Genomic DNA, 13,011 nt, shown 5'->3' with positions numbered 1-13,011 from the left:
CGCCTGGGGCCTCACCCCTCGCGCGCCACGGGTTTGTAGGGGGGCCCCTTGTCTGGTGCCCCACCCTCCACCTGACGGCTGCATTTGCCCCTTTCGGTCCGCCATGAATAGTCTAGTCTTTGATCGCGCAGCAAAGGGCGGATCATGGGCTATTCGGGTTTTCAGGTCATCAAACAAGGGCTTTTTGGCCAGCAAGGCTGGAAACCCCTTTGGCGCGACCCGGCCCCGAAACCCCGCTATGACGCGATCATCATCGGCGGGGGCGGGCATGGGTTGGCGACCGCCTATTACCTTGCGCGCGAACATGGGCTGACCAATATCGCGGTGCTGGAAAAGGGCCATATCGGCAGCGGCAATATCGGGCGTAATACCACCATCGTGCGCGCCAATTACTTTCTGCCCGGCAATCAGGAATTCTATTCCCATTCGCTGAAACTGTGGGAAGGCATGTCGCAAAAGCTGAATTACAACGTCATGCTGTCGCAGCGCGGGGTGATCAGCCTGTTCCATTCCGACGGCCAGCGCGATGCTTTCGTGCGGCGCGGCAATGCGATGATCAACCATGGTGACGACGCGATCCTGCTTGACCGTGAAGGTGTGCGCACACATCTGCCGTATCTTGATTTCGATAACGCACGGTTCCCGATCTACGGCGGCCTGTTCCATCCACGCGGTGGCACGGCCCGGCATGACGCCGTCGCCTGGGGCTATGCCCGCGCGGCGGACCAGCGCGGTGTCGATCTGATCCAGAATTGCGAAGTCACCGGAATCGATATCGAAAACGGCGCGGTCACCGGCGTGCAGACCACGCGCGGCGCGATCAAGGCGCGCAAGGTCGCCATTGTCACTGCGGGCCGGTCGGGTCAGGTGGCCGCGCTTGCCGGGATGCGCCTGCCGGTGGAAAGCCATGTGCTGCAGGCCTTTGTGACCGAAGGGCTCAAACCCATCATCGACCATGTCGTGAGTTTCGGGATGGGCCATTTCTATATCAGCCAATCGGACAAGGGCGGGCTGGTGTTCGGCGGCGATCTGGATTTCTACGCCTCTTACGCGGCGCGCGGCAACCTGCCGATGGCCGAACATGTGATGGAGGCGGCGATGACCCTGATGCCGATGATCGGCAAGGCGCGTGTGCTGCGGTCCTGGGGCGGGATCATGGATATGACGCCGGACGGCAGCCCGATCATCGACAAGACGCCGACGCAGGGGCTCTTTCTTGATTGCGGCTGGTGTTATGGCGGGTTCAAGGCAGTCCCGGCCTCTGGCTTTGCCTTGGCGCATCTGATGGCGACAGGCCAGCCACATGATACGGCGGCGCGGTTCCGGCTGGACCGGTTTCGCACTGGCGTGGGGCTGATGGATGAAGAAGGCACCGGATCGCAGCATAACCTGCATTGACGGTCGGATTCGAGTATTTGAAAGAAATGAGAATGAAGGCGGAACATGCGGATTAACTGCCCCCATTGCGGCGAAAGAGACCGGCGCGAGTTCTGTTATATGGGCGATGCCCTTGCCATGGACCGGCCCACGCAGGATGCGGGCGATGCGGCCTGGGATGATTACCTGCACAACCGCGACAACCCGGCAGGCCTGACCCGCGATCTGTGGTATCATGAGGGCGGCTGCGGCGCGTGGATCTTGGTGTCGCGCGATACGGTGAGCCATGCGGTGCAGGGGACGGCACTGGCGCAAAAGGCGGCATCATGAGACTGCAACAACCTGCGCAGACAGTCACGTTCATCTTTGACGGCAAGCCGGTGCAGGGCGTGCCGGGCGAACCTGTCGCCGCCGCCTTGCTGGCGAATGGGATCAAACTGGTTGGTCGCTCGTTCAAATATCACCGCCCGCGCGGTATCCTGACCGCTGGTTCCGAGGAACCCAATGCGCTGGTGACCGTCGGGCGCGGCCCGGCACAGGACCCCAATGTCCGCGCCACGACGCTGGAGGTTTCCGAAGGGCTGGAAGTGTTCAGCCAGAACGCCTGGCCCAGCCTGCGCCATGACGCCTTGGCTGTGAATGATTTGTTCGCGCCGTTTCTGGGGGCGGGGTTTTACTACAAGACCTTCATGTGGCCCCGCGGTTTCTGGGAAAAGCTGTATGAACCGGCGATCCGGCGTGCAGCGGGCCTGGGCGGGTTAAGCGGCCAGGCGAATGCGGACCACTACGAGAAGGCATTCGCCTTTTGCGACGTGCTGGTGATCGGGGCAGGCCCTGCAGGCTTGATGGCGGCGCTGACGGCGGCGCAGGCAGGGGCGGATGTGATCCTGGCCGATGAAGACAGCGCGATGGGTGGCCGCCTGCTGCGCGAGGTCGAGGATGTGGGTGGCAAGCCCGCCGCGTTTTGGGTGGCCGATGTGTTGGCGCAATTGGATGCCATGCCGAATGTCCGGCTGATGCCGCGTACCAGCGTCACCGGCACCCATGACCAGGGCACCTTTGGCGCGTTGGAAAGGATCACCGGGCCTGCCAGCCCGGCCCGTCCGCTGGAATGTTTCTGGCGGATCATCGCGAAACGCGCGGTCCTCTGTGCCGGTGCTTTGGAACGGCCGATCGCCTTTACGAACAATGACCGCCCCGGCATCATGCTGGCGGGCGCAGTGCGGGCCTATGTCAACCGCTGGGGCGTGGCACCGGGTAAATCGGTGACGATCTTTGGCAACAACGATGACGCGCATCGCACGGCGCGCGATCTGTCCGCCGCCGGGGTCACGGTCGCCGCGCTGATCGACAGCCGCGCCGATCTGGCCGTCGGCGGCGATTATCCGGTCTTTACCGGCGGGATGATCACCGCCACGACGGGGCGGCGCGGTCTGACCAGCATCACCGTCACGCATCAGGGCGGCACGCGGGTGATCCAGACCGATTGCCTTGCCGTTTCGGGGGGCTGGAATCCTTCGGTGCATCTGACCTGCCATATGAACGGTCGCCCCATCTGGCGCGACGACATTGCAGCTTTTGTGCCAACACCGGATGCGATCCCCGGCATGGTTGCGACGGGTGCCTGCAACGGGGTCTTCGACACTTTGGGCTGTCTGCGCGAAGGGGCAGAAGGTGGTGCAGAGGCCGCCCGCGACCTTGGGTTCGACCCTAGCGTGTCGTTGCCCGCTGCCGATGCACAGCCCTATGCGATCACGCCGCTTTGGGACATTCCCGGTAAAGGGCGCAAGTGGGTGGATTTCCAGAATGATGTGACCACCAGGGATATCGCCCTGTCGGCGCAGGAAAACCTGCGATCTGTCGAGCATATGAAACGCTATACCACGCAGGGCATGGCCCCGGATCAGGGTAAATCCTCAAATGTGCTGGCGCTGGCGGTACTGGCTGACCTGACCGGACGCGGGATTCCTGAAACCGGCCCGACCACATTCCGCCCGCCCTTTGTGCCGGTCAGTATCGCCGCGATGGGGGCGGGTGGGCAGGGCAAAGGCTTTGCGCCTGTCCGCCTGAGCAGTGCACATCAGGCCGCAGTCGCGGCGCGCGCGCCGATGGTCGAGGCGGGGCTGTGGTATCGCCCCAGCTATTTCCCGCTGGAAGGCGAGATCAACTGGCGCCATTCCTGCGACCGCGAGGTCGGCTATGTCCGCAATGCGGTGGGGGTCTGTGATGTCTCCTCCCTTGGCAAGATTGACGTCCAGGGGCCTGACGCGGCGGCATTTCTGGATTTCGTCTATACCAACCGGATATCGACGCTGAAGCCGGGCAGGGTGCGTTACGGCGTCATGCTGCGCGAGGATGGGTTCGTCATGGATGACGGCACTATCGCGCGGCTGGGCGCGCAGCATTTCGTCATCACCACGACGACCGCTGCCGCCGGACAGGTGATGCGCCATCTGGAATTTGTGGGGCAGGTACTGCGGCCTGATCTGGATGCGCAGGTCACCTCGGTCACCGATCACTGGGCGCAATTTGCCGTGGCCGGGCCCAAGGCGCTGGTGCTGCTGAATACAATGCTGGATGACCAGATCAGCACTGCGGATTGGCCCTTCATGGTCTGTGGCAACGTCGGGATCGGCGGTATCACGGCCCGGATGTTCCGGATTTCCTTTTCGGGTGAAACCGCGTGTGAGATTGCGGTGCCTGCCCGCTATGGCGAAAGCCTGTTCCGCCAGTTGATCGGGCAGGCCCGCACGCTTGGCGGTGGCCCTTACGGGATGGAGGCGCTGAATGTACTGCGCATCGAAAAAGGGTTCCTGACCCATGCCGAAATGCATGGTCGCACGACAGCCTATGATCTGGGACTGGCGGGGATGATCGACACGGGCAAGGATTGCATCGGGCAGGCGGCAGCGCGCCGCCCCGGACTGACAGATCCCGCCCGCGAAAGGCTGGTGGGCCTGCGCGCGGTGGAAGAGGGGCGTCGCCTGACCGCAGGCGCGCATCTGTTCGCTAAGGACACGAAAGCGATCAGCGCCAATGATCAGGGTTATGTCACCTCGGCCTGCTATTCGCCCACATTGGACTGCTATCTGGGTCTGGGGTTTCTTCAGCGCGGCCCCGAACGCTATGGCGAGGTGATTCGCATGGTCGATCATTTGCGCGGCGTCGACACATGGGCCGAGGTTTGCGCGCCCGTGTTCTTTGACCCGGATGGAGGACGCGCCCGTGGCTAGATTGATCGCACTTGGCCCCTTTGGGGATCTCTTGCCTTTGCAGATCGGCAGCGTGACCTGCGCCGACGTGACGCGGGATGTAGTCTATGCCGTCGCGCCCTACCAGGGACAGCAAAAGGCGGTATCCGCACAGATCAAGGCGCAGCTTGGTCTTGGCTTGCCCGCCGTAAATCGGCGCAGGGTAGCGAAAGATATTCTGTGCCAATGGATCGGGCATGGCCAATGGCTGGTCAGCGCTGCGGTGGAACTGGACGGGCTGGCAGCGGTCAATGATCAGTCCGACGCCTGGGCCGCGCTGGAAATTATGGGTGATTCTGTTGTGGATGTCTTAGCGCGGCTGGTACCGCTGGATCTGCGAGCCTCTGTGTTCAAAGTTGACCATACGGCGCGCAGTCTGCTGGGTCACTTGCCCGTCAGCATCACCCGAACAGGCCCGCAGGCGTTCGAGATCATGGTGATGCGGTCGATGCCGGCATCTCTGGTGCGCGATCTGCAGGCGGCGATGGCAGGTGTAGCAGCGCGGCAAACGCACTGACGCGATGTGCCGCCTGCGGTGACATTTTTACGCGCAAGATGGATTGGCCTTTGTCCGTAAAAGGCGGATACTGCTGCCATGAGTTTGCCACCCGGATTTTTGGATGAATTGCGCAACCGGCTGTCCCTTGGACAGGTCGTCGGGCGCAAGGTCATGTGGGATACCCGCAAGTCAAATCCGGGCAAGGGCGATCTTTGGGCGCCTTGCCCCTTCCATCAGGAGAAAAGCGCCAGTTTCCACGTCGATGATCGGAAAGGCTATTATTACTGCTTTGGCTGTCATGCCAAGGGTGATGCGATTTCCTTTGTCCGCGAGACCGAGAATGTCGATTTTATGGAAGCGGTAAAGATATTGGCCGGTGAAGCGGGCATGCCAGTGCCCGAGCGCGACCCCGCAGCTCAGCAAAAGGCCGATACCCGCAACCAGCTTGTCGAGGTCATGGAACAGGTGGTCAAATGGCACCGCCTGCAATTGCAGACAGGAACGGCGGTCGAGGCGCGCGAATATCTGGCCCGCCGAGGTCTGAGTCCCGAGGCGCAGGCGCGGTGGGAGATCGGCTTTGCCCCGGCGCAGGGCGGGGCCTTCGCGCATCTGACCGGGCAGGGGGTTGACCCCAAACTGGTGATTGCCGCAGGCATCGCCGCCGAAAGCGACCGGGGTGGCGTGCCCTATGACCGGTTCCGGGGGCGGATCATCTTTCCGATCCGCGATGCGCGGGGTCGCGCCATCGGCATGGGTGGTCGGGCAATGGACCCCAACCACCCTGCGAAATATTACAATTCGCCCGAAACGCCTTTGTTCGACAAGGGCCGCAGCCTGTACAACCACGGCCCCGCGCGCGAGGCGGCGGGAAAGGGCAAGCCATTGATCGTCGCCGAAGGCTACATGGACGTGATCGCCCTGTCAGAGGCGGGGTTCACCGCGACGGTCGCCCCCTTGGGCACAGCGATCACCGAAGATCAGTTGCGTCTGCTGTGGCGGATTGCCCCCGAACCGATCATCGCGCTTGATGGCGACACCGCCGGTCTGCGGGCGGCAATGCGGTTGATCGATATCGCGCTGCCCTTGCTGGAAGCGGGACAGAGCTTGCGTTTCGCGCTGATGCCGCCGGGGCTGGACCCTGATGATGTGCTGAAATCGCAGGGGCCGGGGGCGATGCAAAAACTTCTCGATGATGCGATCCCGATGGTGCAGCTGTTGTGGCAGCGCGAAACCGAGGGCAAGAATTTCGACAGCCCCGAACGCAAGGCCGCGCTGGACAAGGCATTGCGCGAAAAGATCAAACTGATCGCCGATTCATCGATTCGCGCCCATTATGGCGAGGCGATCAAGGAAATGCGCTGGGCACTGTTCAGCACGCGCCGGCCGCCGAGCCGCAAGGCGCCGGGCGTGGCGTGGTCGCGCAATACCGATCCGTGGAAACGGATGATCAGCCCGCTGGCATCTTCGAAAACCTCTGTTCTGGGGGCCGGTGCCACAACGCAGGAACATCTGCGCGAAGCGGTGATTCTTGCCACGATGATCGTCGCGCCGAAGGTTGCCGTGGAATTCGCCGATGCGCTGGAAAGGATCGATTGTCACGATCCTGCGCATCGTGATCTGCAGGCGGCGATCCTGCGTCATTTGGGGGCGGCGGATCTGAAAGCAGTTATTTCTGCCGATCTTGGCCCTGATCCTCTTGAAAAGCTGCTGTCGCAAAGCCATGTCGCAATAAGCCCCGCCGTGCGCCGGCAGGGAGAAGACGAAGTGGCGCGCCTGTGTCTTGCCGAAGAATTCGCCAAGCTGACCGCCCGCCGTGGACATGCGCGCGAGATCGAGGATGCGGTCGAAGATCTGGGTGGACTGGCTGATGAAGGTGTAACATGGCGGCTGGCACAGGCCACCGCCGCAGTGGACAAGGCCGGGCGCGGAGACAACGAGGATCGCGCCGAATATGCGGTCGGTGCCAACGGGGCACGGATGAAAAAGGACGAGCTGAATGCTTTGGATCAATTGCTCGACCAGATCAGTTTTGCCAAGAAAGGTGACCGCTCCCGGTCCTGAACTGGCAACAGAATGGAAAAACACGTAGTCAACTGCTTGCGGTCCCTGCCGATGCAGGGTTGATTCGATGCTAACCGAATCGGCCGAATCACCTTGGCTGCGGAACGACGACTTGGAAAGGTCCCTTTGAATGGCTGCGAAAGACACTGATGATCGCAAGGACAATGACCAGGATGGCGATATCAGCCTTGATATGAGCCAGGCCGCGGTCAAGAAGATGATCGCAGATGCGCGCGAACGGGGGTACATCACTTACGATCAGCTGAACGCCGTTTTGCCGCCGGAACAAGTGTCGTCCGACCAGATCGAAGACGTGATGTCGATGTTGTCCGAAATGGGCATTCAGGTCACTGAGGAAGAAGAATCCGAAGAAAGCGACGATAACGCCGGTGGCACCGATATTGCCACCGTGACGGGGTCGCGCGACGTTACCCTTGGCGGGGCCGAGGCTGAAAAGCTGGATCGCACCGACGATCCTGTCCGTATGTATCTGCGTGAAATGGGTAGCGTTGAACTTCTGTCCCGCGAAGGCGAAATCGCCATCGCCAAAAGGATCGAGGCGGGTCGCAACACGATGATTCTGGGGCTTTGCGAAAGCCCGCTGACATTTCAGGCAATCACCATCTGGCGCGACGAATTGCTGTCAGAAGACATTCTGCTGCGCGATGTGATCGATTTGGAAACCACGTTTGGCAACCAGCTTGGCGAGGATGGCGAGGTTGAAGCTGTCGTCGACACCTCTGCCGTTGTCGAAGATAAATCCGAAGGTGGTGCCGAACTTGACGCTGACGGCAATCCGATCAGTAAAGACGACGATGACGACGATGACGATCAGGCGAATATGTCGCTGGCCGCGATGGAAGCCGCGCTGAAGCCACGCGTGCTGGAAACGCTGGAAATCATTGCGCGTGGTTTTGCGGGCCTGTCCGATATGCAGGACGCGCGGATGTCGGCAACCCTGAACGAGGATTCGTCGTTTTCCAAGAAGGACGAAGAGAAATACCAGAAACTGCGCTCCGAAATCGTGGTGCTGGTGAATTCGCTGCACCTGCATAACAACCGGATCGAGGCGCTGATCGACCAGTTGTACGGCATCAACCGCCGGATCATGTCGATCGACAGCTCTATGGTGAAACTGGCTGATCAGGCCCGGATCAACCGGCGCGAATTCATCGACGAATATCGTGGCCGGGAACTCGATCCGAACTGGCTGGAAGAAATGGCCGAGAAATCGGGCCGCGGCTGGCAGGCTCTGGTCGAGAAATCGACCGACAAGATCGAAGAATTGCGCAACGATATGGCGCAGGTCGGTCAATATGTCGGCGTCGATATTACCGAATTCCGCCGCATCGTCCAGCAAGTGCAAAAGGGCGAAAAAGAGGCGCGGCAAGCCAAGAAAGAAATGGTCGAGGCGAACCTGCGTCTGGTCATCTCGATTGCCAAGAAATACACGAACCGTGGCCTGCAATTCCTTGATCTTATTCAGGAAGGCAACATTGGCCTGATGAAGGCCGTCGATAAATTCGAATATCGCCGGGGCTATAAATTCTCGACTTATGCAACTTGGTGGATCAGGCAGGCGATCACGCGGTCCATCGCGGATCAGGCGCGCACGATCCGTATTCCTGTCCATATGATCGAGACGATCAACAAGCTGGTCCGCACTGGCCGCCAGATGCTGCATGAAATCGGCCGCGAACCAACGCCAGAGGAATTGGCAGAGAAACTGCAAATGCCGCTGGAAAAGGTCCGCAAGGTGATGAAGATCGCCAAGGAACCGATTTCACTGGAAACGCCGATTGGCGACGAGGAAGACAGCCAGCTTGGCGATTTCATTGAAGACAAGAATGCGATCTTGCCGTTGGACAGCGCCATTCAGGAAAACTTGAAGGAAACTACGACCCGCGTGCTCGCCTCGCTCACGCCGCGTGAAGAACGTGTGCTGCGGATGCGTTTCGGCATCGGCATGAATACTGATCACACGCTGGAAGAGGTGGGCCAGCAATTCAGCGTCACCCGCGAACGTATTCGCCAGATCGAGGCGAAGGCGCTGCGCAAGCTCAAGCATCCCAGCCGCAGCCGCAAATTGCGGTCGTTTTTGGACCAGTAATGCGTTTCGCCTTCGCCCTGTCGGTCTTGGTCGGCGGGGCGGGCGCTGCGCAGGCCGCATGTTTGACCACTGAACACACCTTCATGTCGTGCCGAATCGCGGACAGCGAGGATGTGCTGCGCGTCTGCTTTGACGGCACGAATATTTTCTACCGCTATGGCCCGGCTGACCAGCCGCCTGCATTGGCGCTTTCGGAATCGGTGGCAAGCGTGGCCTATACGCCTTGGCCGGGCATCGGGCGCGCCATATGGGAAAGCGTGTCATTCACCAACGCAGGCTACGTATACGAGGCTTTTGCCGGGTTTGACCGCATGCTGGCGAAAGATGCGGACGACGGCATGGAGGTGCAGCCGTTTGGTGGTGTTCATGTAATCCGTGATGGCGATATCACCGCAACGCGGACCTGCGCTGCGGATGCTGTCCGGTTCGGTTGGGACAGCGCCTTGTTCGACGCCAAAACAGCGCTGGGATTGATCTGGGATGTCAGCAACCACACATGGCTGGCCACTGCACAGCAGTGAGTGCTGACCGCTGCATCTTGCGGTGTGAAATGCCCCCTACCCAAAACCGGGGCGTGTTCTTATAGTGGCTGTGGATAACTGGGGGTCTGCCCCCCACACATAGACCAAAGGACCCCTCATGCGTTGCCCTTTTTGCGGAAATGTCGATACTCAGGTCAAGGATTCCCGCCCCGCAGAGGACCATGTCGCCATCCGGCGCAGGCGTTTCTGTCCGGCCTGTGGCGGGCGGTTTACCACCTATGAACGGGTCCAGTTGCGCGATCTGGTAGTGATCAAATCCAACGGGCGGCGTGAAGATTTTGACCGCCAGAAACTCGAACGTTCGATCCGGATCGCTTTGCAGAAACGCCCGGTTGAACCCGAACGCATGGATCAGATGATCAGCGGCATCGTGCGGCGGCTGGAAAGTCTGGGTGATACGGATATCCCGTCCGGCACGATTGGTGAGATCGTGATGGAAAGCCTCGCCCGGATCGACACTGTCGCTTACGTCCGTTTTGCCAGCGTTTACAAGAACTTTCAGGCAGCGGATGATTTCGACAAGTTCGTCAGCGAATTGCGCCCGCAAGCGGCCAAAGAAGACGAGTGACCGACGCCCGCTACATGGCCCTTGCGCTGCAACTGGGGCGGCGCGGGATGGGGCGCGTGTGGCCCAATCCGGCCGTGGGCTGTGTGATCGTGAAACACGGGCTGATCATCGGGCGCGGCTGGACGCAGGATGGCGGACGCCCCCATGCCGAAGTGGTCGCCTTGACGCAGGCGGGGGACGGGGCGCGCGGGGCTACGGTTTACGTCACGCTTGAACCCTGCGCCCATCACGGCAAAACGCCCCCCTGCGCCGAGGCTTTGATCGCCGCTGGCGTGTCCCGTGTGGTGGTGGCCTTGGGCGACCCTGATCCGCGTGTTGCAGGGCGCGGGATCGCGATGCTGCAACAGGCAGGGGTTGCGGTGCAGATTGGCGTTCTTCCCGATCAGGCCCGCGCCGATCATGCCGGGTTTCTCTCGCGTCTGACGCAGAACCGGCCCTTCGTCACCCTGAAACTCGCCGGTACGCTGGATGGCCGTATCGCGACCGCCAGCGGGGAAAGCAAATGGATTACCGGTCCTCTGGCGCGGCGCGCGGTGCATATGATGCGGGCGCGCCATGATGCGGTGATGGTCGGTGCGGGCACCGTGCGCGCTGATGATCCGGCGCTGACCGTGCGCGGGCTGGGCATAAATCGCCAACCGGTCCGCGTTGTCGTGTCCCGCGCGGCGAAGCTTTCCGCCAGCAGCAGACTGGCGCAAACCGCACGCGACGTGCCGGTCTGGCTTTGCCACGGGGCAGAGGCGGATGTGTCAGCCTGGGTCGCCCAAGGCGCTGTCAGCCTGCCCTGCGCCGTCAGGGCCGGTCAGGTCGACCCCGACGCGGCGATGCAGGCATTGGCGCAGGCGGGTATCACGCGGGTTTTCTGCGAAGGCGGCGGGATGCTCGCGGCCTCCTTGCTGGGGGCGGGGCTGGTGGATGATCTGGTGGTGATGACCGCAGGGCGCGCCATCGGGGCTGAAGGCACGCCGTCGCTGGCTGCAATGGGGATCGGGCGGCTCGCGGATGCGCCGCGCTTTGGCCTGCATGATCTGGCCCGTCTTGGGGATGATGTGATGACCCATTGGCGACGGGTCTAGGGTTCACGGGGCGCTGCCCCTTACACCGTAGTATTTTTAAAAAAAAGAAGTCAGCGCCACAACGGGGCAAAGCTTGCAAACACCCCCTGCAGTTTCGCCAAGGCACGGTTAAAAGGCGGGGCAGCGGGGATGTCGCCATGCTCCAGCCGGTCGACCACCACCTCGGGGGGGCAGGGCAGGCGTGTCATGGGATCGAAGTAGCGCGGATAGGCGATCAATGTTGCATGCACCAGTGCGATTAGATCGACATTGGCCCCTCTGCGCGCGATGGGCATGGCGCGGTCATCTGTCAGTCCCCATCCGCCATAAAACGGCATGCCCAGACAGGTGACGGGACGGTCATGCAACAAGGCCTCGAACCCCAGCAGCGATGTCATTGTCCAGACATGGTCACAGGCCCGAATCGCGGCGATGGGGTCCGCGTCTTCCAGCACCAGATCGGCCCAGTCGGCTGCGTTCGGCACATCGCCGGGGCGCAGCCCGGAGCGCACATCGGGATGCGGTTTGTAGATCAGCACGGCGGCGGGATTGGCGGCGCGCACGGCGGCGAGCAGCCCAGCATTGGTTTTCACCGCCCCCCCGCCCAGCCGGATGCTCGCGTCATCTTCGACCTGACCCGGCACCAATATTCGCCGCCCTTTCGGCAAGGTGGGCAGTGGCGCGGCGGTCAGGTTGTATTTCGACAGATGGGCGGTTTTGATCCGGGTCATCAGCGCCTGCGCGCGGTCACGCGCTGCCTGGTCAAGGGTTTCAGATTGGCTGATCAGCATCTCCAGCCGGCTGGGCCGGGTTGCGTCGTAGTAAATCCCAAGATCATCCAGCACCAGACTGAGTGGGGCGATCAGATCGGCACCTAGCCCGCGTGAACGCAGGAAACCGTCTTCGACCAGCACCGCGTCGCGTGCATCGGTGTTGGCCCAACGCATCAAACGGCGATTGGTTCTAGTCGCTTGCGCCGGGGCCTTGGCGCCCTTGGCGAACTGCACGTGCCGGTATTGGCCAAACACCTGTTGCAGGGGCTTGCGTTTCCATAACCGCATATCCGCCGCGATCCACCCGCGGTGATCGTCGCGCCAGCCGCGGGACAGGGCGGACAGGGTGGCACAGGCTTCTTCGAAACTGCACAGCCGGTCGTGATAGGGATCATGATATGTCGGATAAAGGATCATGGCGGCGGCAAACAATTGCGCCTTCGTCAGGCGGCGCTGCCGACGTTGCAGCGGTTTGCGATCATCGGTCAGGCCCCAACCCGTATAGAAGGGTTGTCCGAAGACCACAGGTTTGTGCCCTGCGAGGATCGCCTCGAACCCCAGTTGCGACGTGACGGTATACACCGCCACCGCCCCCGCCAGCAGCGCCCAGGGCGAGACTGGCGCGGCACACAGGCTGATCCTGTCGGTGCAATCTGTTGCGCTGAAATAGCCTTGCTTATGGCCTTGGGCGGTTTCGGGATGGATCTTGATCACGATCCGCTGGCCGGGGTGTTCGGTCTGCGCGTAGAACAGCATCTCGCGGAAGGTGTTGCTG

The 13,011-nt window shown here is 61.6% G+C and carries 10 protein-coding genes; 9 read left to right on the top strand and 1 reads right to left on the bottom strand.

Translation table 11 applies throughout. The features are described from left to right. Window positions 1-144 precede the first annotated feature (144 nt). From ACK4TM_RS12085 to ribD, 9 genes are all read left to right on the top strand, one after another. Window positions 145-1,398, top strand: coding sequence for a sarcosine oxidase subunit beta family protein (locus ACK4TM_RS12085; RefSeq protein ID WP_409701685.1), 1,254 nt, complete (start codon window positions 145-147; stop codon window positions 1,396-1,398). Between the two features lie 45 nt (window positions 1,399-1,443). Next, window positions 1,444-1,707, top strand: coding sequence for a sarcosine oxidase subunit delta (locus ACK4TM_RS12080; RefSeq protein ID WP_409701683.1), 264 nt, complete (start codon window positions 1,444-1,446; stop codon window positions 1,705-1,707). Next, complete coding sequence (locus ACK4TM_RS12075; protein WP_409701681.1) at window positions 1,704-4,610, top strand: sarcosine oxidase subunit alpha family protein; 2,907 nt, start codon at window positions 1,704-1,706, stop codon at window positions 4,608-4,610. The genes ACK4TM_RS12080 and ACK4TM_RS12075 overlap by 4 nt, the downstream gene beginning before the upstream one ends. After that, window positions 4,603-5,145, top strand: a complete 543-nt coding sequence (locus ACK4TM_RS12070; RefSeq protein ID WP_409701679.1) for a sarcosine oxidase subunit gamma — start codon at window positions 4,603-4,605, stop codon at window positions 5,143-5,145. Before ACK4TM_RS12075 ends, ACK4TM_RS12070 begins: the two co-directional genes overlap by 8 nt. 78 nt (window positions 5,146-5,223) lie before the next feature. After that, complete coding sequence (gene dnaG / locus ACK4TM_RS12065; protein ID WP_409701677.1) at window positions 5,224-7,188, top strand: DNA primase; 1,965 nt, start codon at window positions 5,224-5,226, stop codon at window positions 7,186-7,188. 130 nt (window positions 7,189-7,318) lie between these two features. Next, window positions 7,319-9,298, top strand: a complete 1,980-nt coding sequence (rpoD, locus tag ACK4TM_RS12060; protein ID WP_409701675.1) for an RNA polymerase sigma factor RpoD — start codon at window positions 7,319-7,321, stop codon at window positions 9,296-9,298. Beyond that, window positions 9,298-9,819 (top strand): hypothetical protein, encoded by a 522-nt coding sequence (locus tag ACK4TM_RS12055; RefSeq protein ID WP_409701673.1) that lies wholly within the window; start codon window positions 9,298-9,300, stop codon window positions 9,817-9,819. The genes rpoD and ACK4TM_RS12055 overlap by 1 nt, the downstream gene beginning before the upstream one ends. Before the next feature lie 118 nt (window positions 9,820-9,937). Next, window positions 9,938-10,408: a transcriptional regulator NrdR gene (gene nrdR / locus ACK4TM_RS12050; protein WP_213396305.1), complete on the top strand. Its 471-nt coding sequence runs from the start codon at window positions 9,938-9,940 to the stop codon at window positions 10,406-10,408. Beyond that, entirely contained in the window at window positions 10,405-11,484 is a 1,080-nt protein-coding gene (gene ribD, locus ACK4TM_RS12045) for a bifunctional diaminohydroxyphosphoribosylaminopyrimidine deaminase/5-amino-6-(5-phosphoribosylamino)uracil reductase RibD (RefSeq protein WP_409701670.1), read from the top strand. The genes nrdR and ribD overlap by 4 nt, the downstream gene beginning before the upstream one ends. Before the next feature lie 50 nt (window positions 11,485-11,534). On the opposite strand, the gene ACK4TM_RS12040 is transcribed toward ribD, so the two are convergent. After that, on the bottom strand, window positions 11,535-13,011 hold a 1,477-nt coding region (locus tag ACK4TM_RS12040), incomplete at its 5' end, for a capsular polysaccharide biosynthesis protein (RefSeq protein ID WP_409701668.1).

This window comes from Yoonia sp. (genome assembly GCF_046292185.1).
Lineage (GTDB): Bacteria > Pseudomonadota > Alphaproteobacteria > Rhodobacterales > Rhodobacteraceae > Yoonia.
Note: the sequence above shows the minus strand (reverse complement) of the source record. Positions and strands in the feature narration are given on the sequence as shown.

Coding starts and splice junctions, on each gene's coding strand:
- ACK4TM_RS12085 (WP_409701685.1), top strand. CDS start 145: ATGGGCTATTCGGGTTTTCAGGTCATCAAACAAGGGCTTTTTGGCCAG.
- ACK4TM_RS12080 (WP_409701683.1), top strand. CDS start 1,444: ATGCGGATTAACTGCCCCCATTGCGGCGAAAGAGACCGGCGCGAGTTC.
- ACK4TM_RS12075 (WP_409701681.1), top strand. CDS start 1,704: ATGAGACTGCAACAACCTGCGCAGACAGTCACGTTCATCTTTGACGGC.
- dnaG (WP_409701677.1), top strand. CDS start 5,224: ATGAGTTTGCCACCCGGATTTTTGGATGAATTGCGCAACCGGCTGTCC.
- rpoD (WP_409701675.1), top strand. CDS start 7,319: ATGGCTGCGAAAGACACTGATGATCGCAAGGACAATGACCAGGATGGC.
- ACK4TM_RS12055 (WP_409701673.1), top strand. CDS start 9,298: ATGCGTTTCGCCTTCGCCCTGTCGGTCTTGGTCGGCGGGGCGGGCGCT.
- nrdR (WP_213396305.1), top strand. CDS start 9,938: ATGCGTTGCCCTTTTTGCGGAAATGTCGATACTCAGGTCAAGGATTCC.